Source organism: Kribbella sp. NPDC048915 (assembly GCF_040649595.1).
In the GTDB taxonomy this organism is placed as follows: domain Bacteria; phylum Actinomycetota; class Actinomycetes; order Propionibacteriales; family Kribbellaceae; genus Kribbella.
In genome coordinates this window covers 22286-43839 of sequence record NZ_JBEZFT010000007.1, presented here as the reverse complement: position 1 = coordinate 43839, position 21554 = coordinate 22286, and the positions used below count along the sequence as shown (strand labels likewise).

Annotated in this window: 17 protein-coding genes and 1 tRNA gene; 5 read left to right on the top strand and 13 right to left on the bottom strand. The window is 67.1% G+C overall.

Translation table 11 applies throughout. The features are described from left to right. Window positions 1-36: 36 nt before the first annotated feature. Window positions 37-612, bottom strand: a complete 576-nt coding sequence (gene dcd / locus AB0B82_RS06160) for a dCTP deaminase (RefSeq protein ID WP_360163205.1) — start codon at window positions 610-612, stop codon at window positions 37-39. Window positions 613-757: 145 nt separating this feature from the next. Next, window positions 758-1198 (bottom strand): MarR family transcriptional regulator, encoded by a 441-nt coding sequence (locus AB0B82_RS06155; RefSeq protein ID WP_360163203.1) that lies wholly within the window; start codon window positions 1196-1198, stop codon window positions 758-760. Window positions 1199-3302: 2104 nt separating this feature from the next. Here AB0B82_RS06155 and AB0B82_RS06150 point away from each other — a divergent pair. Then, window positions 3303-3376: transfer RNA gene (locus AB0B82_RS06150), tRNA-Gly, on the top strand. A gap of 35 nt (window positions 3377-3411) precedes the next feature. After that, window positions 3412-3849 (top strand): hypothetical protein, encoded by a 438-nt coding sequence (locus AB0B82_RS06145; RefSeq protein WP_360163201.1) that lies wholly within the window; start codon window positions 3412-3414, stop codon window positions 3847-3849. A 95-nt stretch (window positions 3850-3944) separates the two neighbouring features. Here the strand turns inward: AB0B82_RS06145 and AB0B82_RS06140 are convergent, their stop codons facing one another. The 4 genes from AB0B82_RS06140 to AB0B82_RS06125 form a co-directional block, all read right to left on the bottom strand. Further along, entirely contained in the window at window positions 3945-4841 is an 897-nt protein-coding gene (locus AB0B82_RS06140) for a discoidin domain-containing protein (RefSeq protein WP_360163199.1), read from the bottom strand. Continuing rightward, the gene (locus AB0B82_RS06135) at window positions 4838-6409 is read right to left on the bottom strand and encodes an alkaline phosphatase D family protein (protein ID WP_360163197.1); all 1572 of its coding nucleotides are present in this window, start codon (window positions 6407-6409) and stop codon (window positions 4838-4840) included. Before AB0B82_RS06135 ends, AB0B82_RS06140 begins: the two co-directional genes overlap by 4 nt. A gap of 99 nt (window positions 6410-6508) precedes the next feature. Next, entirely contained in the window at window positions 6509-7333 is an 825-nt protein-coding gene (locus AB0B82_RS06130) for a hypothetical protein (protein ID WP_360163195.1), read from the bottom strand. An 85-nt stretch (window positions 7334-7418) separates the two neighbouring features. Continuing rightward, complete coding sequence (locus tag AB0B82_RS06125; RefSeq protein WP_360163193.1) at window positions 7419-9572, bottom strand: (Fe-S)-binding protein; 2154 nt, start codon at window positions 9570-9572, stop codon at window positions 7419-7421. Window positions 9573-9761: 189 nt separating this feature from the next. Here AB0B82_RS06125 and AB0B82_RS06120 point away from each other — a divergent pair, with 189 nt between their 5' ends. Next, window positions 9762-10286: a hypothetical protein gene (locus AB0B82_RS06120; protein ID WP_360163191.1), complete on the top strand. Its 525-nt coding sequence runs from the start codon at window positions 9762-9764 to the stop codon at window positions 10284-10286. 3 nt (window positions 10287-10289) lie between these two features. Here the strand turns inward: AB0B82_RS06120 and AB0B82_RS06115 are convergent, their stop codons facing one another. Continuing rightward, window positions 10290-11768 (bottom strand): GAF domain-containing protein, encoded by a 1479-nt coding sequence (locus AB0B82_RS06115; protein ID WP_360163189.1) that lies wholly within the window; start codon window positions 11766-11768, stop codon window positions 10290-10292. A gap of 94 nt (window positions 11769-11862) precedes the next feature. Here AB0B82_RS06115 and adh point away from each other — a divergent pair, with 94 nt between their 5' ends. Together adh and AB0B82_RS06105 are read left to right on the top strand one after the other, a co-directional pair. Further along, window positions 11863-13386: an aldehyde dehydrogenase gene (adh, locus tag AB0B82_RS06110; protein WP_360163187.1), complete on the top strand. Its 1524-nt coding sequence runs from the start codon at window positions 11863-11865 to the stop codon at window positions 13384-13386. 12 nt (window positions 13387-13398) lie between these two features. Further along, entirely contained in the window at window positions 13399-13776 is a 378-nt protein-coding gene (locus AB0B82_RS06105) for a DUF779 domain-containing protein (protein ID WP_360163185.1), read from the top strand. Window positions 13777-13974: 198 nt separating this feature from the next. On the opposite strand, the gene AB0B82_RS06100 is transcribed toward AB0B82_RS06105, so the two are convergent. From AB0B82_RS06100 to AB0B82_RS06075, 6 genes are all read right to left on the bottom strand, one after another. Continuing rightward, window positions 13975-14100 (bottom strand): hypothetical protein, encoded by a 126-nt coding sequence (locus tag AB0B82_RS06100; protein WP_360163183.1) that lies wholly within the window; start codon window positions 14098-14100, stop codon window positions 13975-13977. A gap of 1178 nt (window positions 14101-15278) precedes the next feature. After that, window positions 15279-17798, bottom strand: a complete 2520-nt coding sequence (locus AB0B82_RS06095; protein ID WP_360163181.1) for a GH116 family glycosyl-hydrolase — start codon at window positions 17796-17798, stop codon at window positions 15279-15281. Further along, window positions 17782-18426, bottom strand: coding sequence for a hypothetical protein (locus AB0B82_RS06090; RefSeq protein ID WP_360163179.1), 645 nt, complete (start codon window positions 18424-18426; stop codon window positions 17782-17784). Before AB0B82_RS06090 ends, AB0B82_RS06095 begins: the two co-directional genes overlap by 17 nt. Then, window positions 18423-19235: a carbohydrate ABC transporter permease gene (locus AB0B82_RS06085; protein ID WP_360163177.1), complete on the bottom strand. Its 813-nt coding sequence runs from the start codon at window positions 19233-19235 to the stop codon at window positions 18423-18425. Before AB0B82_RS06085 ends, AB0B82_RS06090 begins: the two co-directional genes overlap by 4 nt. After that, window positions 19232-20029, bottom strand: a complete 798-nt coding sequence (locus AB0B82_RS06080) for a sugar ABC transporter permease (protein ID WP_360163175.1) — start codon at window positions 20027-20029, stop codon at window positions 19232-19234. Before AB0B82_RS06080 ends, AB0B82_RS06085 begins: the two co-directional genes overlap by 4 nt. Before the next feature lie 80 nt (window positions 20030-20109). Then, window positions 20110-21402: a sugar ABC transporter substrate-binding protein gene (locus AB0B82_RS06075; protein WP_360163173.1), complete on the bottom strand. Its 1293-nt coding sequence runs from the start codon at window positions 21400-21402 to the stop codon at window positions 20110-20112. Window positions 21403-21554: the final 152 nt, after the last annotated feature.

The following is a 21554-nucleotide window of genomic DNA, read 5'->3' as shown; positions in this document are numbered from 1 at the left end:
AGGCCCCGGGTTTGACCCGGGGCCTTTGTCATTGGTTCACACGTCGGTGCGGTGGAAGTTCTTGAAGGAGCGGGACGGGGTCGGGCCGCGCTGGCCTTGGTACCGCGAGCCGTACTTCGCCGAGCCATACGGGTGCTCGGCCGGCGACGACAGCCGGAAGAAGCACAGTTGGCCGATCTTCATCCCCGGCCAGAGCTTGATCGGCAGCGTGGCGACGTTCGACAGTTCAAGCGTGACGTGACCCGAGAAGCCCGGGTCGATGAAGCCGGCCGTGGAGTGCGTGAGCAGACCGAGACGGCCCAGTGACGATTTGCCCTCGAGGCGTGCGGCGACGTCGTCCGGCAGCGTGACCAGCTCGTACGTCGATCCCAGGACGAACTCACCGGGATGCAGGATGAACGGTTCGTCACCGTCCGGCTCCACCAGCCGGGTCAGATCCGGCTGTTCCTCGGACGGGTCGATATGCGGGTACTTGTGGTTCTCGAAGACCCGGAAGAAGCGGTCCAGCCGCACGTCGACACTCGACGGCTGCACCATCGCAGCATCGAACGGATCCAGCTGGACCCGCTTCGCGTCGAGCTCGGCCAAGATGTCACGGTCGGAGAGCAGCACGGTCGCACGTTAGCAGCGCGCTGCTCGTCCGCACAGCGTCAGGACCCACGAACTGCCATCCCGGCGGCTGGTGGCGGGTCGTCCGGAGCCCTCAGCTCTCCGGCGCGGAGCACACCACCAGACCGTGGGCCTGAGGCAACTAACCTCAGTTGGCCAGCTTGTTGAACTTCGAGACCTGATTCGCGAAGTTCTTCACCTGGGTCGGCGACCAGTCCTTCAGCAGGTCCGCGATCACCTTGTGCCGCTTCTTCCGCGCCGCCGCCAGCTTGCGCTTGCCCGCGGCCGTCAGCGTCAGCAGCGTCGCGCGCGCGTCCGACTTGTCGGCGGCCCGCTTCAGCAGCCCCTCCTCCTCGAGTCGCGCGCAGGCCCGGCTGACCGGACCCTTGTCCACCTCGAGCGCAGCCACCAGGTCGGCCATCCGTACCGGCGCCAGCTCCTCGACGTGGTTGAGCAACGCGTACTGCGCCGGCTCCAGGTCCGGATGCGCCTCGTCGGACAGCGTCCGCTGCAGACCGCGCAGCCGGCGCGCCAATGTGACGAGTTCCTTCTCCAGGTTGTCCACTGCGTCAGTCGTGTCTGTTGCCACCGTTCACCCCTTCATCCAGTTGCCCCGCAACCATGTCGCCCGGTCCAGGACCGCATCCTCACGTTGCGTCGAATGTTGCCCCCGGCAACGCGTTCTAATCTGCCAGAAGATGACGACCCTGCCCAGTCCTGAACGTGCCCTTTGTGAAAAACTGCCCAAGAACCTGCGCGACAAACCGCCCGCGCCCCGATTTTCGATGCGTTCGGCCCCTTCTGGGCCCACATCCTGCTGATTCGGCAACAACCACCCCGAAAATCCCCCGTTTCACCGCCCTCTGTTGGGTGGGGTCCGTGAAGGTGGTGAAGGTCGGCTTCGCGGATTGCGTTCCCGTCCGGGAGCAGCTCGGTGGTGAATGTCGGGTGAACGGGCGAAGGGCACGCCCAAGTTCCCGCCGTACCGTCTACGGGCTCGGGGCAAAGAACCCAACCCGGGGGTGCGGACACGAAATAACGTGTGCACACCCCCCACGGCTTGTTCAAACCCCCGAGAACTGCGCCGTCAGAGGTGCGCCGTCGGGAGTGCGCCGTCAGAAGTGCGCCGTCAGAGGTGCCCCGTTCAGAGGTGCCCCGTTCAGAGGTGCGCCGTCAGAGGTGCGCCGTCAGCGGTGCGCCGGCAGACCTGGGCCGCCGGTCCGCTCGCTCGGTTCGGTTCGCCTGGGTGGGCGCGGTACGGGGCGCGCCCTCCGGCCAGAAGTCGGGGGCTTGAACAAGAAAACGTTCGCTTGAACAGGTTAGGGCCTGTGTAGTGGGTCGAAAGGGTGTTCAAACCTCGGCGCGACACCTGCGTGGGGTTGTGTGCGGAGGCCCGCGCCGCCACGTGAGCGGCGGCTCGCACCGGTGGAATCGGTACGGCGACCCGCATCGGCGTACTGCGTGGGGTGACCCGCAACTGGCATGTGCACGGGGGCGCGCGCCGAGGTGCCGCGTGGGGTGCCCGCAACCCGCATGCATGCACGGCGAGTCGCATCGGCGTGCTGCGTGTGGCAGGCAAGTGGCATGTGTGTGGGCGGCCCGCATCTGCGTACCGCGTCGGGTGGCCGCGCAACATGCATGCGTGCACGGCGAGTCGCATCGGCGTGCTGCGTGGGGTGGACCTGCAACTGGCATGCGCGTACCCCGGCGCGCCGGGGTGTTGCGTGCGGTGGCTCGCAAGTGGCATGTGTGTGGGGCGGCGCGCCGGGGTGCTTTGTGGGTGGCCCGCGGTCGATTTCCCGTCGTGCCCGGCCATGGGCTCAGGGTAAAGAACCCCAACCCGGGGGTGCGGACACGAATAACGTGTGCACATCCCCCATGGCTTGTTCAAACCCCCGAGAACTGCGCCGTCAGAGGTGCGCCGGCAGACCTGGGCGGCCGGTCCGCTCGCTCGGTTCGGTTCGCCTGGGTGGGCGCGGTACGGGGCGCGCCCTCCGGCCAGAAGTCGGGGGCTTGAACAAGAAAACGTTCGCTTGAACAGGTTAGGGCCTGTGTAGTGGGTCGAAAGGGTGTTCAAACCTCGGCGCGACACCTGCATGGGGTTCTGTGGGGCGGTGCGAGGCCGCCACGTGTGCGTCGGGTCACACCGGTGGAATCGGTACGGCGACCCGCAATCGGCGTACTGCGTGGGTGGCCGCAATCGGCGTGCGGGTACCGCGACTTGAGGTGGCGCGCTGCGTGGGGTGGCCCGCAACCGGCGTGCGTGTACGGCGGCGCGCACCGGAGTGTGCTTTGTGCGGCGGCGCGCACCGGAGTGCTTGTGGGGTGGCCGCGGTCGATGTTCCCGTCGTACCCGGCAATGGGCTCAGGGCAATGAACCCCAACCCGGGGGTGCGGACACGAAATAACGTGTGCACACCCCCCCGCGGACTGTTCAAACGCCCGAGAACTGCGGCACCGGGCCCGCTTCACCGGCCTCGCGCGGCTCTCCCGCCCCGGGCGCCTACCAGCCACAAGCTGGGGGCTTGAACAGGAAAACGTCCGCTTGAACAGGTTAGGGCCTGTGTAGCGGGTCGAAAGGGTGTTCAAACCTCGGCGCGACACCCCGTGTGGTGTGGCGGCGCGCCGGGGGTGGCGTGGTTGGGTGGGGCGGAATCGGTTATGCTCTTCTCCGCTGCCGGGTGACCGGCCGCGCGGGTGTAGTTCAATGGCAGAACATCAGCTTCCCAAGCTGACAGTGCGGGTTCGATTCCCGTCACCCGCTCCACAGTGCAGCGATGTTCTGCCATATCGTGTGGCCGCATGAGCCACCAGCAGCAGCCGCCGCCGTTCCAGCAGCCGCAGCCGCAGCAGTATCAGCCGCAGGTTCCGACCGGGATGCTGCAGTTGACCATCCAGGGCAGTGCGCTGACATCGAACATGATCCCGCCGACCGTGCACCTGAATGGTTACCCGGTGCCGGTCAAATACGGCCGGAACGACATCCCGGTGTTCGCCGGACCGCTGCACATCGAGGTTCACTCGCAGTGGATGCTGACCTACGGCAGGGCAGCGCTCGATTGCACAGTGTTTCCGAACCAGGCAGTGCCGGTGTTCTATGCGTCGCCGTACCACCAGTTCACCTCCGGGAGCATCGGCCACAGCAAAGTGAAGCGGAAAGGGCTCGGCGTCCTCCTCGGCGTTGTCGGGGGAATCCTCGCCGTGGCCGTGCTGGCAAGCGTGCTCGCGGCGCTCGGCTGATCGGTTCACAAGTTCGACGTGGCAACGTGAAGCCAGGGCAAACGGGCGTATCAAACGGTTGATCGAGGCAAGGACGGGCCGTTGCCTGGCCAACGTCAGGTGCCGTAGACCTCTAGTTCGACGATGCGGGAGTAGGCGTGGTCGTTGCCGTCGAGGCAGCGGATTCGGATGGCGTCGGTGGTGACCGGGGTGAAGGTTGTGGTGACGTGGCCGAGGGTGTTGCCGCGGACTTCGGCAACGGTCTGCCAAGCGCCGGCGACCCGGGCTTGGATGTCCCAGTCGCGGAGGCCGTTGGTGCGGGCCGGCCACTTCGCCGTGTCCAGCGTGTAGAGCTCGACGCGGCTGACCGTGGCGGGTGCGGACAGCGCCACGTCGTAGGTGTCGGGGAAGACTGCGCGGGTGCCGTCGTTCCAGCCGGTCAGGGTGTCCCAGTGCTCGGTGTCGCTGTCGCCGTCGACCGCGCCGCACAGGGTGAAGTTGCCGTGGGTGGAGGACGCGGTCGCCTGCTCGCCGAGGGCGAGGTTGTCGCCCGGGCCCTTTGGCGGCAGCGGGTCGACGGTCACCGGTACTGTCAGCCGCGACCGATCCAACCGGACGTCGATCGAGTACGCACCGGGTGCGGTGTCGCGCGGTACCCGGATCTCAACGGGTGCCGACACGGGTTGATCCGGGTCGACCGCGGGCAGCCACGACGAGAAGAGGGTGCGCGACAACTGCAGCGGACCGGTCGGTGCGAGCGTGAGGTCGGCGTACCGGTCCTGGGCGCCGGTGTTGGTCATGGTCAGGTTCAGCGTGCTCGGCCGACACGGCAGGCCGACCACGTTCAGTGTCTGCGGCGTGACGCTCACCGCAACGGCGGAAGTTGCCGAGGGCATCGAGCTGACGGCGTCCGACCCGCCTTCGGCCGAGCCTGCGCCGGCAGAACCAGCGCTGATCAGGGCGGCTGTGAGCAACGTACCGGCCAAGACGGCGGCCTGACGGGGGATTCTCATTGCTGTACCTCCGCGATACCCGGGCGGCCGTCCTCGACAAGGAGCTTGGCGCGCGTGCTGACGGTGCCGCCCTGGACGGACACCTTGTCGACAACGCGGTAGTCGGAGACCCACCGCTGCGGTGTGATGCTGCAGCTGACGTAGCCGCGCTGGAAGTTCCCGAACTTCATGTGCGGGTTCTCCCGCAGCAACGTTGCACCACCGGCGTCCAGGTCCTCACCGTCGATGCCCGACGTGATCGACGTACCGACGAACTCAGCGCCCACGACCGGCGACCCCGGATCGGTGAAGTCCTGCTTCAGGTCGGACGCGACGCTGCGGTGCAGGTCGCCGGCGATCGACACCAGGTTCCGCACTCCGCGGTCCACCGCGCCGTCGAGGATGCGGCTTCGCGACGCCTCGTACCCGTCCCAGGTGTCCATCGGCACCAGTACCTCCGGCCCGTCCTTCGTGTCGAGCCGGGCCATCGCGGTCTGCTGCGCGAGTACGTTCCATCGGGTCTGCGAGGCCGCGAGGCCGTCGAGCAGCCACTTCTCCTGGGCGTCACCGGTGATGGTGCGCGCCGGATCCGCCGTCTCGGGACCGGGTGCCTTTGTGCCGTCGCCGTACGCCTGGTCCGAGCGGTACTGCCGCGTGTCCAGGACGCTGAACTCCGCGAGCCGCCCGTACCGGAACCGTCGGTACAGCGGAATGTCCGGCCCCTTCGGCAGCCGTGACAGCCGCAACGGCATGTGTTCCCAGTATGCGCGGAACGCGTTGGCCCGCCGTACCCGGAACTGTGCCGGCGGTGCGCTCGGATGCGCCTCGTCGGCCCAGTTGTCGACGACCTCGTGGTCGTCCAGCGTGACGACCCAGGGCGCGACCGCGTGGGCGCGCTGGAGATCCGCATCCAGCTTGTACGCCGCATAACGCACCCGGTACTCGTCGAGTGTCACGCACTGCTGGGTGATGTACGGCTCGTTCGAATGCGGCCGGATCCCGCGGTCGATGCCGAACTCGTAGATGTAGTCGCCGAGGAAGAACACCACGTCGTGCTCGCGGCGCGCCATGTCCGCGTACGCCGTGTACCAGCCCTCCCACCATGCCTGACAGGACGCGAACGCGAGCGAGAGTTCACCAACGTCGGCGCCGTACGCGGGTGCGGTCCGAGTCCGGCCGACCGGGCTGAGCCGGCCGTTCACGCGGAAGCGGTACCAGTAGTGGCGCCACGGCTGCAGGCCGCGGACGTCGACGTGCACCGAGTGGCTCACCTCGGGGCCGGTGCGGGCGGTCCCCGCGCGGACGACGTGGTGGAACTGCTCGTCGGTCGCGACCTGCCACTGCACCTCGACCGGCACCCGATCCATGCCGCCGAACGGCGCGAGCGGATCGGGGGCCAGCCGGGTCCAGATCACCACCGCGTCCGGTAGCGGATCGCCGGACGCGACGCCGAGCGTGAACGGGTCCCGCCGGTCCGGCGGGCCTGTGCGCCCGGCGACGGCGGCCGTGATCTCCGGAAGACCGCCGCTCAGCGCGAGCGCCGCCGCGGCTCCGCCGGCGGTGAGGAACGTACGTCGTGTTGTCGGCATCGGCATCCACCCACCCGATCATCGCGAGGTGATCACATCCGTAACGCGAGATTACGAGAAGTTCACACGCAGTGGTGGGAAAATGACCGATACCGGCCGTTAGCGGCGAACGATGTTCTTCGCCGACGGCGCCTTGATCGACACCGGCTTGCCCCAGTCATCGGCCGTCATGGTCGCGGAGACGCCCTGCAGGTCGAAGACGACCTTGTACATCAGGTGGTCGGTCGAGCCCATCCAGATCGAGTAGACGATGGTCTTCGGCATCCCGGCCGGCACCTTCTGGCCCTGGGCCTTCAGGGCCGCCGCGACGTCGACGGTGACCGCGTACCGGTCGACCTTGTGGCCGTTCAGGGTCTCGCTCTTGACGAACTTCGCGTCCTGCAGCCCGCCGTCGAACGCGTCGTAGATCTTCGTCGGGTCCATCTGCTCGAGCATCTCGCCGAGCTCCTTGGTCAGCGGGTCGCTGGACTTCGCGTCGATCTTCACGTACTTGCCGGCCGGCAGCTCCGGCGTCGAGAGGTAGACGGCGTCGCCGACCAGGATCATCTTCATCCGGCCGCCGAACGCCGCGCCGACCATGTCCAGCTGGGCGGCGACCGGATCCATCGACAGCACACCGCTCATCGACATCGTCTGCCCGCCGGCGACCATCCGCATCGTCAGACGTGCAGTGTTCTTGCCGGTCATCCCCTTCTTCATCGCCGGCATGAAGCTGGCGGTGTCGAGATGGGTAGCCGGTACGACCTGCTGGGCCGGCTTCTCGGTCGGCACGGTGACCGTCGTGGTCGTGGTCGGCGTCGAGACCGCCGCGGACGGCTTGGTGCCGGTGGCGGCGGGTTCCCCGTTGCCGCAGGCGGCCAAGCCGAGGGCGAGCGGTACGGCGGCCCCGACGGCCAGGGCGGTGCGAAGCTTCCGGAACGACATGATGCGGTTTCCTCCCCAGGTGATGCGGACGGTGGATCTTACGGTCTGGACCACCTGAGGAGGAAGCTTTTGCCGCTAGCTGCAGTTATCGGCCGCGTTTCACCGAGGCGAGCAAAAGTTGCGCGACGTCCTGGACCTCGACGGACTCGCGGGCCGAGCCGTCGGCCTGCTTGGCGGTGAGGCCGTCGGACAGCATCACCCGGCAGAACGGGCAGCCGGTGGCGATCTTGTCCGCGCCGGTGTCGACGGCTTCGGTGGTCCGGTTCACGTTGATCCGGGTGCCGAGCTTCTCCTCCATCCACATCCGCGCGCCACCCGCGCCGCAGCAGAACGACTTCGTCCGGTTCCGCGGCATCTCGGCGTACTCGGCGCCCGGGATGATGTCGAGCAGTTCGCGCGGGGCGTCGTACACCTGGTTGTGGCGGCCGAGGTAGCACGGGTCGTGGTACGTGATCTTCTGGCCGTTGAGCGAACTGTCGGCCGGTGCGACCGGCGTCAGCTTGCCCTCCCGGACGAGGCGGTTCAGCAGCTGCGTGTGGTGGATGACGTCGAGCTCGACGCCGAGCTGCGAGTACTCGTTCTTCAACGTGTTGAAGCAGTGCGCACAGGTCGACACGACCTTCTTCGCTGAAGTCTCCTTGAACACCTCGGCGTTCTGCATCGCCAGCTGCTGGAAGACGAACTCGTTGCCGGACCGCCGCGCCGGGTCACCCGTACACGTCTCGCCGTCGCCCAGTACGGCGAACGAAACACCCGCGATGTCGAGCAGCTCGGCCACTGCCTGCGTGGTCTTCTTCGCGCGATCCTCGAAGGCGCCCGCGCAGCCGACCCAGAACAGGTACTCGACCTCGTCCAGCGACTCGACGTCCGCGCCGACCTGCTTGACCTCGAACGGCAGGTCCTTGGCCCAGTCCATCCGGCCCGACGGGTTCATGTTCCACGGGTTGCCCTTGTTCTCCAGGCCCTTGAACAACCCGTTGAGCTCGGACGGGAACGACGACTCGATCAGTACCTGGTACCGGCGCATGTCCATGATCGCGTCGACGTGCTCGATGTCGACCGGGCACTGCTGCACGCAGGCGCCGCACGACGTACAGGCCCACAGCGCGTCCTCGTCGATGACCGCGACGTCCGCGGCACCGACCAGCGGCTTGTCCTGTTCGGCGAGCACCAGCTCCGGCAGCGACTTGCGCTCCTCGTCGGAGGAGGCCAGCAGGTACGGCGCCTTGTTGTACGCGTGCTCGCGCAGGTTCATCACGACGAGCTTCGGTGACAACGGCTTGTCGGTGTTCCACGCGGGGCACTGCGACTGGCACCGCCCGCACTCGGTGCAGGTGGTGAAGTCGAGCAGTCCCTTCCAGGTGAAGTCCTCGACCTTGCCGACGCCGAGCGCCGCGTCCTCGTCGAGGTCCTCGATGTTCTCGAAGTCGATCGGGGCGCCGTTCACGGAGATCGGCTGCAGGGCGCCGAGCGCCGTACCGCCGTCGGCCTTGCGCTTGAACCAGATGTTCGGCCAGGCGGTGAACCGGTGCCAGGCGACGCCCATCGTGGCGTTCAGCGAGATCGTGATCATCCACGCGAACGAGATCAGGATCTTGATCATCGCGACCAGGTAGATCGCGTTCTCGAGCCCACTCTCGCTCAGGCCGCCGAACAGGCCGCTGCCGAGGAAGAACGTCATCGGGAAGTGGAACTTCGAGGCACCGCTCAGCTCGTACTCGAGGCCGCGCAGCAACAGGATGCAGATCAGGACGCCGAGGATCGTGTACTCGACGTAGTACGCCTGCCAGGCCCGCGAACCGAAGAACCGGCTGTAGCGCCCCTCGGACCCCGACGGCAGATGCCGCAGCCGGATCAGGATCAGCCCGACGATCGACACCAGGCCCGTCCAGGTGAGCGCCTCGGTGCCCCACTCGAACACGAACCAGTGCCCGATGACAGGCAGCGCGAAGTGCGCGTCGAAAAGCTGGCCGAACGCCGTCACCAGGGTCAGGAACAACCCCAGGAACCCGAACGCGACGAACCAGTGCATCACCCCGATGTGGCTCCACTGCAACATGCGCGTGTGGCCGACGGTCTCCCGCAGCAGGGTGACGGTCCGCGTGCCCGGCTGGTCGGTCCGCCCGGCCGCCGGCTGACCGAGCTTGATGACGGACACCAGGTGCCCGATCGTCTTGCCGAACAGGGCAACGGCGACAAGCGTCACCGCGAGCGAGACGGCGATGGCGAGGATCTGCATACCAGCGATGGTATTGGGCGGTTACTCGTCAGTCATGTCTGTGTCGGGCTCGTCACGCCACCAATTCTGCTGTCACCAAATCGACACACAGCGTTACAGAAGGCTTCTTGTCGTGATCACCGGGTGCTTCGTAAGTTTCCAACCACTGCAATCGCAGTACCTGTCAATCGGTTTCGGTGGGAGAGAACGATGCGTCTTCGTCGGGGAATCGCTGCTGGAGTACTGATCGCGGCCGGGCTGCTGGTGCCCGCCGGTACGGCGACCGCGGCCGTGACCAAGAAATGCGACACGAAAACGGTGTACTGGTACACCCGGGGCGGCCACGAGGTGTACGTCGGCACGAACCTGTACAGCGACTGGATGGAAGGGCCGGGCCGGATCACCTACCAGAAGACCGCTACGTCGGAGTCGAACTCGTCGTGGTCCGGGGACCTCGGGGTGAGCATCCCGCTGGTGATCGCCGAGATCCAGAACAAGTACTCCAAGACCGTGGGCAAGTCTCACTCGGTGACCGACAGCTGGTCGTACACCGCGGAGGTGCCGGCCGGGAAGGTGCGCCGGCTGCACCAGCTCAAGCAGTCCTGGCGCGTCCAGGTGGTGCGCTGGAAGTACACCACCAGCGACTGCAAGAAGACCAAGGAAGTGAGCAATCGAACCGCCACGTTCCCGACCAAGAACCGCGACTACCTGTGGATCCTCGTCGGTCGCGAGTGACATTCAGTCGACGAGGCGGGCGAGGCGGGCGACGACCGGTGGGCGGCGGGGGTCGCTGATCGGGAGGTGGCGGTCGAGGGCCTCGAAGATTTCGAGGTCCTCGGCGCCGCTCGCTGTCTGGGCGAACGTCCACAGCAGGTCGGGATCGTGCGTGTCGAGCGTGGCACGGCGGAGGGTGGCTTCAAGTTCGTCGCGTTCGGCGCGCAATGCCGGGGCATCCGATCGGGCCAGCAGCGGACCGTCGTACAGGTCCAGCGCTGTGCGCAGGTCGCCGCCGCGGAGGGCCTTCTGTACGTCGGTCACGTCGCCGGTGGCGTCTGCGACGATGCGGTACGGCTTCGTGTCGAGGATCCCGCCGCCGAGCAGGTTCCGCAGCCGATGCATCTCGGCGCGGACCGTCGTCGGGTTGCCCTCATCGCCGTACAGCTGGAGCATCAGCTGCTCGGCGGTCAGCCCGGTCGGCTGCAGCAACAGCAGCGCGAGTACTTCGGCGCGCCGCAACGTCAGCGCGATCTCGCGACCACCGACGACCGCGGTCGGCTGGCCTGATCCGAGCAGCTTCAGGCGCAGCGACGGGCGCGTACGGCGTACCGGTGTGCCGGGGATGCGTAGCAGGTAGCCCTCGTCGAGTCGTTCGATCACGCCTTCGCGGCCGTCGCCGAGGTCGATGCGATCGGTGTCCTCCGGTACGTCGAGGCGGTCGGGCAGCCACTCGAGCGGCTGGACCGCGAGCACGCGACCTGTCGGGGTGAGCAATGCGCCGGGGGCGTCGCCGAGGGCCATCAGGTGCCGCATGTTGCGGGCGCGGAGCATCTCGTCGGCGGCGGCCATCCGGACCTTCAGCTGACCTTCGGCGAGCTGCGCGGCCGCGGTGACGAGCGCGACCATCGCGGGGTGGACCGTGCGCAACGGCCCCGAGACGTCGACCGCGCCGAGCAGCCGGCCGGTGTCGGGATCGTGGACCGGCGCAGCGGCACAGGTCCATTCGTGGATCCGGCGGACGAGATGTTCCGCCGAATGGATCTGTACCGGTTTGCCGACCGCGAGCGCCGTACCCATGCCGTTCGTGCCGATCTGGTCCTCGGACCACACCGCCCCTTCGGACAAGGCGATCCGGTCGGCGGCCCGCTTCACGTCGGAGGCGCCTTCGCGCCACAGGACGAGACCTTGGGCGTCGGTGACGAGCATGATGTGCGACGCCTCGTCGGCGATCGTCGTCAGCGTCTGGCGCAACACCGGGAGGACCGCGCGGAGCGGGTGGTCGGCGCGCAGTTCCTCGACGGTCCGCTCGTCCAGGATCATCGGCGGCGCGTCCAGTTCGGGGTCGACGGCCGCGGCGAGCGAGCGCTGCCAGGACGCAGCGACCAACGGACGCGGATCGGTCGCGGCGACCAGCGGGCGCGGATCGGTCGCGGCGCGGTCGCCGCCGAGTACGTCGTCGTACACCCCGCTCAGCCTGCGGGCCTGCTCCGGTGCGTCCATCCAGCCTCACTCCGCCGACAAGATTCACTGCAACGTCCGTGCAACGTCTCACTACCTACGTTTCGAGGTCAACGGCGGATCCCGTGGAGGACCAATGACGATCTTCGCAGCTCCTGGGCAAGATGGCAGCCCGGTCACGTACAAACCCCGCTACGACCACTACATCGGCGGCGAATGGGTGCCGCCGGTCAAGGGCCGGTACTTCGAGAACCCGACCCCGGTCACCGGCCAGAACTTCACCGAGATCGCCCGCGGCACGGCCGAGGACGTCGAGGCCGCGCTGGACGCCGCGCACGGCGCCGCACCGGCCTGGGGGCGGACGTCGCCGGCCGAGCGGGCGAACGTCCTGAACAAGATCGCGGACCGGATCGAGGCCAACCTCGAACTGCTCGCGGTCGCCGAGACCTGGGACAACGGCAAGGCCGTCCGCGAGACGCTCGCCGCCGACCTACCGCTGGCCATCGACCACTTCCGGTACTTCGCCGGCGCGCTGCGGGCCCAGGAAGGCTCGGTGTCGGTGATCGACGACGACACCATCGCGTACCACTTCCACGAGCCGCTCGGCGTGGTCGGGCAGATCATCCCGTGGAACTTCCCGATCCTGATGGCGGTCTGGAAGCTGGCGCCCGCGCTCGCGGCCGGAAACGCTGTCGTACTGAAACCGGCCGAGCAGACCCCGGCCTCGATCCATGTGCTGATGGAGCTGATCCACGACCTGCTTCCGCCGGGTGTGGTGAACATCGTCAACGGATTCGGCGTCGAGGCCGGCAAACCGCTTGCCTCGAGCAACCGAGTGGCCAAGGTCGCGTTCACTGGTGAGACCACGACCGGTCGGCTGATCATGCAGTACGCGTCGGAGAACATCATTCCGGTGACCCTCGAGCTCGGCGGCAAGAGCCCGAACGTGTTCTTCGCCGACGTCGCCGCCTCCCGGGACGATTTCTACGACAAGGCGCTCGAGGGCTTCACGATGTTCGCGCTGAACCAGGGCGAGGTCTGCACCTGCCCCTCGCGGGCGCTGATCCAGTCCTCGATCTACGACTCGTTCCTCGCCGACGCCGTCGCGCGGACGCAGGCCGTCAAGCTCGGCAACCCGCTGGACACCGACACGATGATGGGCGCGCAGGCGAGCAACGACCAGTACGAGAAGATCCTCGCCTACATCGACATCGGCAAGGCCGAGGGCGCGCGAGTCGTCACCGGTGGCGCCCCGGCCGAGCTCGACGGCGACCTGGCCGGCGGGTACTACATCCAGCCGACCGTGTTCGAGGGCGACAACAAGATGCGGATCTTCCAGGAGGAGATCTTCGGCCCGGTCGTCGCGGTGACCAAGTTCGACGACTACGCCGACGCGATGAAGATCGCCAACGACACGCTGTACGGCCTCGGCGCCGGAGTTTGGGCGCGGGACATCAACACGGCGTACCGGGCCGGCCGGGAGATCCAGGCCGGACGGGTCTGGACGAACAACTACCACGCGTACCCCGCGCACGCGGCGTTCGGCGGGTACAAGAACTCCGGCATCGGCCGCGAGAACCACAAGATGATGCTCGACCACTACCAGCAGACCAAGAACCTGCTGGTCAGCTACAGCCCGGCCAAACTCGGCTTCTTCTGACGGGCGGCAGAGATGGTCGAACGGGTGTCGCTCACGGACGAGGCGGCGGCGCTGCTCCGCCGCCTCACCGAGATGCACGGTCCGCTGATGTTCCACCAGTCCGGTGGCTGCTGCGACGGCAGTTCGCCGATGTGTTACCCGGACGGGGAATTCAGGACGGGGTCGGCGGACGTGCATCTCGGCGATCTGATCGTCGACGGAATGGACCGGCCGATCGGCTTCTGGATGTCCGCGAAACAGTACGAGTATTGGAAGCACACCCATCTGACCGTCGACGTGGTGAAAGGCCGTGGCAGCGGCTTCTCCGTGGAGGCGCCGGAGGGTGTCCGCTTCCTGATCAGGTCACGGATGTTCACCGAGCATGAGTCCAGGGCACTAGGACTCATCTGAGCTCACGTGGTCGCTACCCCACCACCCAGCGATCACGTGACCAGCGAGTGCCGTCCGTCCGGTGGCGTTGCCGGGCGGCCGGCACTCTTCTATTACGTGTGCACTACGGGCGCCAGCTCGAGCATCAGATCCGGCATGCCCTGCGGTTCTTTACGTGTGCAGTACGGCGGCTCTCTACGCGTGCAGAACGGCGGCTCTCTACGTGTGCAGTACGGCGGCGTAGATCGCCGTACTGTCGCGGTCGACCGGATCACCGCCGACGAGATCACCGCCGACCAGATCACCGCCGACCAGATCACCGCCGGCTGGTCCGCGGCACGGCATACGGGTGGATAACCCCGCGTGTTGGGGGTTCTTCGTCGGTATGAGAGCAGAGAACCCCTAACTGGCGGGGTTATCCGTTCGTATGAGGCTGGCTGTGGTTGGCTGCGCCGGTCGTGGTGCGGGCTGAAGTTGGGGGTTTGAACAGGTTGTGGTGGGTGTGGAGTGGTTATTGCTTGTCCAAGGTCCCGGGATGGGGTGCACGGTCCCGGGATGGTGTGCATGGTCCCGAGCGGGTGTGCGAGGTCCCGAGCGGGTGTGCATGGTCCCGAGCGGGTGTGTGAGGTCCCGACCGGGTGTGCATGGTCCCGAGCGGGTGTGCGAGGTCCCGGGTGGGTGTGCACGGTCCCGACCGGGTGTGCGAGGCCCCGGGTGGGTGTGCACGGTCCCAGGCGGGTGTGCAAGGGCCCGGGGCGGGGTGCAGGTCTCAGGATGGGGTGCACGGTTCCGGATGGGTGTTCGCGGTCCCCGGTAGGGGCCTCAAGAGGCCACGGCCGTGGGGACGCGCGGACGTACAGCGCGGGGGCCGGCTCGGTCGCCCGAACCCGCCCACGGATCAGTCAAAAGAGCCGGTTCTCCGGGTCGGGTTGTGCTCGGAGGAGTTGTGGTCGGTGGTTGCCGGGGTGAGGTACAGCCGCGGTGAGGTATGGCTGGGGGTTATGAGGGAGATGAGGGCGTGGGGTTGTTGTAGCCGTGGATCTTTGGAGGGTTTTCGGCGTATGGCGGGAAGAAATCCTCCACTGTCGTGCGGAAAACTCTCCTAGGAAAGTTTTCCGGGGGGTCAGCAGCGCAGGCGGTGCAGGGGCGGTGTGAATCCGGCTAACCGCGGCGGTCGACGTGACTGGGGCTGGGGCCGCGGGCCGGGTGGTGGTTGCCGCGACCGGCGTGACCTGGATGACTTGGGCGACTTGGGCGACTTGGGCGACTTGGGCGACTTGGGCGACCTGGGCGACTTGGGTCACTTGGGTGACCTGGGTGACCTGGGGTCGGGGGTGGTGCCTCGGCGCGGGGCGAGGGATACCGCGTGCTGCCCGGAGCTCCCTGTGACCGCGGTCGTGATGGATCGTGTGGGCCGACACACCAGGGTGGGTCAACCCCTCGTGTTGGGGGTTGCCTGCTGGTGTACGAGCAGACAACCCCCAACACGAGCGGATCTCCCCTGGCCTAGGACGCCTGAACAGTTAACGGCGTGCGTCGCCACTGCTCGCTCGCCCCACCCACACATCACTCACAAGAGCCGGGTTTGCGGGGTCGATCGGGGTAGGGACAGGGCCGTCGAGCAGGTACGGCGTGCCGTCGACGTGAACTGCCCGCAGGTCGAGCTGACCGGCGTGGCAGGTGATGGTCAGCGTGTCGCCGCTGTGTGCGGCGACGCCCCAGCCAGTGTCGGTGGTGAAGGGGAACTGCCAGGTATTCCCGTCCCGCGCGAGGTCGAGCGGCGCGAAGGTGATCGTCGAAGTGACGGCGTTGTAGCGGTAGCCGGTCAGGGCTTCCAGAACGGACCAGCCGGCCGCGTTCCGGATGTAGTGGTCGCCGCACTCGATCGGGTTGAACGGGTTGCGCCGCGTCCCGTCGTACCGCGCCCAGAGGCCGTGCAGGATCGACATGCCCTCGTCGACGAGGCCTTCGTACAGACAGTGCGCGGCGACCTGCTGCTCCGACCCGGTCCACACCTCGTCGCAGTACCGCGTGGGTACGTCGGGCCGGCCGCCGTACGGCCAGGTGCACATCAGCAGGCCGGTGTCGTCGCCGTCGGCGAACACGCGGTACGGATGCTCGAAGTCGTGGAAGCCGGTCCGCAGGTTGTGCCGTACGACGTTGCGCAGCGCCGTACGGACATGCTCCTCGGGCAGCAGGTAGCCGAGGTCCAGCTGATGCGCCCACCACTGCCCGATCAGCTGGTCGGCCAGGCAGCCGTCACCCCACTGGAAGTCACGCGTCTCGTCCGGGTCGAGGATCTGCCGGTAGTACTCACCGGTGAACAGCAGTTGGTCGTACGCCGCACTGCCGATGTCGAACAGACTGCGGTACTGCTTGCCGTCCTCTCCGAGTAGTACTGCCATCTCCTCTGCCGCACGCAGTGCAGCGAGCCAGAGCGTGCCCATGAACGAGTTGACGCCACACAGGTCTATGTCGTGCGTACTTGGCTGGATGCCCTTCAGTACGCCGTCTCGCAGCCACTTGCCGTGGATGTGGTCGAGCAAACGGACCACGTTGGGCCAGCGTCCACGCAGCCACTCCAGCCCGGCGCCCTGTCGTACCTCTCGGTACGTCTTGAGGACAGAACCGAGCATGCCGTCCAGCGCGGGCTCCTCGGGTCCACCGATGACCACGTCCCACAGCTGCTTCATATAGAGCGGTGCGCGTACACGGTGTGGGATGTAGCCCTCGGGTGCCTGCATGACGTCGTACTCGGTGTCCCGCATGTTCCGCTCGAGTGCCGGAAAGAGGCGGGAGAGCGTCTGCTCGTAGTTCCACACGTGGGTGCAGTTGAGCGGACACGAGCCGCCGTACCGTCCGCCCCACATCACCGTGGACGCGCCGAGGACTCCCTCGAAGCCCAGTATGTCGCCGTCTGCTGTCTGGAAGACCGTGGGGCTGCGTACGTCGGCCGCCAGCGCTGCGAGCCGTACGCCGGTCTCACCGGGCAGGCTGCTCGACTCGAAGGCAGTCGTCCACGCGGCCGTCAGCTGCTGCTGCGAGGTCCAGTTGGCGATGAACGACTCGGCTGCCGCGACGGCGTCCGGCGTACGACGGGTGTACGCGTTGCCGAGCCAGAAACGGCTGTGACCGTACTCCTGGCGCGGGCCGAACTGGTTGAAGTCGACGTAGCGGTTCGGGAAGTGCCAGGCGATCAGGAACCGGATCTGCTTGGTCTCGCCCGGCTCCAGGTGGAACGGGACGGCCAGCCCGCCGTTCCAGGTGCTGCCCGGTGCGCTGCCACCGCTCGCCGGAGTCACCGGTCCGTTGAGGAACGCAACGAACTCCTCCGGGCGGGACCACTGCGGATGGGTCAGTGCGTCGCTGTCGGTGGCTAGCACCAGTTGACCGCTTCCAGGATGGTCAACGGGCAGCGTGGTGTTCTCGAGAACCAGGTAGGTCCAGTCGCCACCGCGGCGCACCCTGTTGGTGTTGCCGCCGTACAGACTGCAGGAGACACCGTCGATGGGGGAGACGCCGTCCCAGCCGACCGAGTTGTGCAGCGCACCGGCGAGTTTGCCGTGGACGGCGAGGTCGCCCGGGTTGTGCAGTGTGAACGTGAACGCGACCACGGGCTGCGAGCTCGCTAACTCGTCGGACGGCACCAGCGGGTTGAACACGTCCAGACTGACCTGCACGGGCAGGTCGGTCTCGTAGTCCACGTGCGCCCGCGGGTACGTCGCTGTAATCGACGTCCGGCCGATCGGCGGGATCACGTCGTACAAGCGTTGCTCGGCGGCGGGTACTACGTCATCGGTGACGAGCGGCGTGTTGCTCGGCTCGAGCGGCGGGCCTTGTAGCAGGCGGATCTCGTCGATCGGAGGCTCCACCTGCGACAGGCGGAGTGCGAAGAAGCTGTCCGGCAGGTGACCTTCGTGGTTGCCGAGGTTGTGCAGCTGCCACTGGCGGAGCGCGCCGTTGCCGGCCAGTGCGACCGTGCCGGTGCCGAGACCTCCTAGCGGCAGTGCGAAGTGTCGAAGCTTGTCACCGGTGTAGTGCATGTGTCTCCGTCCCATGAGCGGTCGCGGTACCGGCGGACGCGAACAACGCCACCGGACCGGGGGCGAGCAGTAGTAGCGACGCAGTGACCGAGGTGCTGAGCAGCAGTGCGACGAAAGCCAGCGCGAGTACGCCGAGCGGTACTGCAGGAGCCCGCGCTACCAGGTGCAGGGCCGTCAGCCACAGCGTCCTGCCGCGTAGTCCATCCGTTACCCGCAGACTGAACGCGTAACACGAGGCAAGCACCACCAGCACGCTCGCGCACCCACTCACTGCGAGTGGAACAGCGAAAGCCGGTCCGTCGTACAGCTGCCGATTCACCAACGCACAAGCGACGACCGCGGCCGGCAGCAGACCCACTCCGATCCCGGCCGGGCCGTGCTTTCGCAGGTTCGTCATCAGCTCCCGCACGCCGCCGCGATCGTCGCGTACCACGGCATCGGTGGTGGCGATCAGCGCGGCCCAGACCGGTGCGACAAGGAAGGCGCCGAGCAGAACGCTGATCGGCGACAGGCCCGGGCTGAGCGCGACCACCACAATTGAAGCGCTACAAACCAAGGCGCCCGCCGTGGCCACGAGCGGTAGCTGATGCCACAGGGCACGAAAAGCTGCCGGCAGATGATCGGTCATGCCCGGAGCCCCGTCGTCGCGATCGACGCGATGAACGACCGCTGGAAGATCAGGAACAGCACCAGGATCGGCAGCACGACCAGCGTGATCGCCGCGAACAGTACGACGGCCGGCCCGCCGCCCATCGCGCCCTGCAGCGAGACCAGACCGACCGGCAGCGTCATCTTCTCCGGCGACGACAGGAAGATGTACGGCCAGAAGAAGTTGTTCCACGACGCCTCGAACACGAAGATGCCGAGCGCGGTCAGCCCCGGCCGGGCGAGCGGCAGGATCACCCGGAACAGGATCCAGAAGTGCGAGGCGCCGTCCATGATCGCCGCCTCGTCCAGCTCCCGCGGGATCGAGGAGATGTACTGCCGCAGGAAGAAGATCCCGAACACGTTCACCAACGCCGGCAGCCAGATCGCTACCGTGGTGTCCACCAGATGCAGCCAGCGCATCATCACGAAAATCGGCACGACGGTCAGCTGCACGGGCACCACCAGCGCCGCGAGCAGCACCGAGAAGATCTGGTCACGCCCGGGGAACCGGAGCCGGTTGAACGCGTACGCCGCCAGCGCGCTGGTGAACAGGGCGCCGGCGGTGGTGATCACCGCGATCTGCAGGCTGTTCCAGGCCATCTGCGCGAACGGGATCAGGTCCGGCACCTGCTGGAAGTTCTCCAGGGTCGGCGGGCGCGGGATCCACCGCGGCGGCAGCTGGAACGCGTCGATCGGCTCGGACAAGGCGTTCACGATCAGCCACACCAACGGCGCGATCATCACCAGACCGCCGAGCACCAGGATCAGGTCGAGCAGTTTGCCTCTCATTGATGCACCCACCGTCGACTCAGCCGGAACTGCAGTCCGGTGACGACCATGATCACCACGAACAGCACCAGTGACAGCGCGGCGGCGTACCCGACCTCGAAGGACTGGAAGCCTTTCTCGTAGGTGTACTGCACGATGCTGCGGGTCGCGCCGTCCGGACCGCCCTGCGTCATGATCACCATCGGGTCGAAGATCTGGAACGCGCCGATGAACGTGATCACGGTGGCGAAGAAGATCGTCGGCGACATCACCGGCAGCGTCACACTCCAGAACCGCCACCACGCGTTCGCGCCGTCCACCCGCGCCGCCTCGAGCAGCTGCGCCGGCACGGTCTGCAGGCCGGCCAGCAGGATGATGAAGGTGTAGCCGATCGTGTGCCACCAGTCGACCGCGATCAGCGTCGGCAACGCCCACGTCGGCGAGGCCAGCCAGTTCGTCGTCGCGGACAGGTAGTAGTTCGCGATCCCGAACGCGGGATCCAGGACGTACTTCCAGATCAGCGCGACCGCCGCCCAGGACACCAGGAACGGGAATAAGAACGCCGTCCGGACGAAGTACTTCGTTCCGCGCGTCATGGTCCGGTGGACGCCGAGCGCGAGCAGCATGCCGAACCCGATGTGCGTGACCACCGACGCGAGCGCGAAGACGAACGTGTTCAGCACCGCGCGGACGGTCGCCGAGTCCGACACCAGCTGCTTGAAGTTGTCGAGGCCGGCGAACTCCGGCGTACTCAACAGGTCCCAGTGGAACAGGCTGAGGCCGAACGCGGCGATCAACGGCACCGCGACGAACACGACGAACAGCAGGACTGCCGGGCTGATGAACAGGTAGCCCGGCAGCCAGTCCCGCCGGCGCTGGGGATTCAGACTGGGGTTCAGACCAATCCCTCCAGCGTCGTCTGCGCCTTGCCGAGCGCGTCGGCGGGCGCGGCGTTGCCGGTCAGGACCTGCTTCCAGCCGTCCTCGATCGCCTTCTGGACCGCGGCGCCCTTGTCCGGTGACGGGATCGGGGTCGCGTAACTGAGTGCCTGGTACAGGAACTCGGTGCCCTTCGGCGCGTCGGTGAGGAACGACTGGCTGTTCGCGACCGACTTCCGCGCCGGGACGATGGTGCCGCCGAGCTGCGCGAACGTCGACGAGCCTTCCTTGCTGATCAGGAACTTGATGAACGTCCAGGCGTCGTCCTTCTTCTTCGACGCCTTCAGGATCGGGTACCCGTTCCAGCCCACCGGCGAGCCCTGCTTCTCCTTGACCGGCCAGGGCACGATGCCCATCTTCGCCGTCGCCTTCAGGTTCCGGATGCTGATGATCGGCCAGCGTCCGCCGCCGAACATCGCCAGCTTGCCCTGCGCCGCGGCGGTGGTCGCATCGAAGGTCCCGCCGGGCGGCGGCGACAGCTTGTCGGCGACCAGCTTGCGGTTGAACTCGGCGGCCTCGACCACTTTCTGATCGCTGTACGTCGGCTTCGACCAGTCGTCGGTGAAGCTGCTCGTCCCGTTCGTGAGCAGCCAGGGCATGATCGCGGCGAAGTACTCCGGGCCGGCGGCGTACCCGAACGCACCGGTCTTCGCCTTGATCTGCTCACACGCCTGGCGGAAGTCGTCCCACGTCCACTGCGCGGTCGGCTCGGGGACGCCGGCCTTCGCGAACAGCTCCTTCGAGTACCACATGCACATGGTGTTGAACTCGCCGGGCAGGTAGTACGTCTTGCCGTCGGTGGAGGCGTACTTCTTGTTCCACTCGATCAGGTTCGGGTCCATGTCGCCGTAGTAGTCGTCGATCGTCGACTGGTCCCTCTTGATGTACTCGTCCAGCGGCTCGAGCAGGCCCTTGGACGCGAACAGGCGCTGGCCCTCGGTGGCGATCTGGATGACGTCCGGGACCTGGCCGCCGGCGATCCGGGTGGAGAGCTTGTTGGCGAACTCGCTCCAGTTCGACAGCGGGATGCCCTCGGCCTTGAGCTTGATCTCCGGATGCTGCTCGGTGAACTTCGCGAACAGCTTGTTCCAGGTCGCCTGCTGCTCGGCCGTGCCCATGTAGACGAAGGCCAGCTCCTTCGAGCCGCCACCTCCGCTGCCGTCGTCTCCGCAGGCGGCCAGTGACGCGGCCAGCGCCGCACCTCCTCCGGCTTGCAGGAACCGTCGCCGACTGAGCAGGGGCTGATCCATGGGCGGACCTCTCTGGCGAGAAAACGATATCTCGGAAATCGATTTCTCGGCAGCATAGCGTCGTACGCCGAAACGGTGTCAAGGGTCAAGCGCCACCGAGAAGAGACACGGGCAGCGATCGGGTGGTGGCTACCCGCGATCGAGGCGTTGCT

Bases quoted from the DNA above. Each gene is read 5' to 3' on its own strand.
- AB0B82_RS06115 (WP_360163189.1), bottom strand. From the start codon at position 11,768: ATGGACGCACCGGAGCAGGCCCGCAGGCTGAGCGGGGTGTACGACGAC.
- AB0B82_RS06075 (WP_360163173.1), bottom strand. From the start codon at position 21,402: ATGGATCAGCCCCTGCTCAGTCGGCGACGGTTCCTGCAAGCCGGAGGA.
- AB0B82_RS06130 (WP_360163195.1), bottom strand. From the start codon at position 7,333: ATGTCGTTCCGGAAGCTTCGCACCGCCCTGGCCGTCGGGGCCGCCGTA.
- AB0B82_RS06105 (WP_360163185.1), top strand. From the start codon at position 13,399: ATGGTCGAACGGGTGTCGCTCACGGACGAGGCGGCGGCGCTGCTCCGC.
- AB0B82_RS06140 (WP_360163199.1), bottom strand. From the start codon at position 4,841: ATGAGAATCCCCCGTCAGGCCGCCGTCTTGGCCGGTACGTTGCTCACA.
- AB0B82_RS06085 (WP_360163177.1), bottom strand. From the start codon at position 19,235: ATGAGAGGCAAACTGCTCGACCTGATCCTGGTGCTCGGCGGTCTGGTG.
- AB0B82_RS06095 (WP_360163181.1), bottom strand. From the start codon at position 17,798: ATGCACTACACCGGTGACAAGCTTCGACACTTCGCACTGCCGCTAGGA.
- AB0B82_RS06100 (WP_360163183.1), bottom strand. From the start codon at position 14,100: ATGCCGTGCCGCGGACCAGCCGGCGGTGATCTGGTCGGCGGTGATCTG.
- AB0B82_RS06125 (WP_360163193.1), bottom strand. From the start codon at position 9,572: ATGCAGATCCTCGCCATCGCCGTCTCGCTCGCGGTGACGCTTGTCGCC.
- AB0B82_RS06145 (WP_360163201.1), top strand. From the start codon at position 3,412: ATGAGCCACCAGCAGCAGCCGCCGCCGTTCCAGCAGCCGCAGCCGCAG.
- AB0B82_RS06135 (WP_360163197.1), bottom strand. From the start codon at position 6,409: ATGCCGACAACACGACGTACGTTCCTCACCGCCGGCGGAGCCGCGGCG.
- AB0B82_RS06090 (WP_360163179.1), bottom strand. From the start codon at position 18,426: ATGACCGATCATCTGCCGGCAGCTTTTCGTGCCCTGTGGCATCAGCTA.
- AB0B82_RS06120 (WP_360163191.1), top strand. From the start codon at position 9,762: ATGCGTCTTCGTCGGGGAATCGCTGCTGGAGTACTGATCGCGGCCGGG.
- adh (WP_360163187.1), top strand. From the start codon at position 11,863: ATGACGATCTTCGCAGCTCCTGGGCAAGATGGCAGCCCGGTCACGTAC.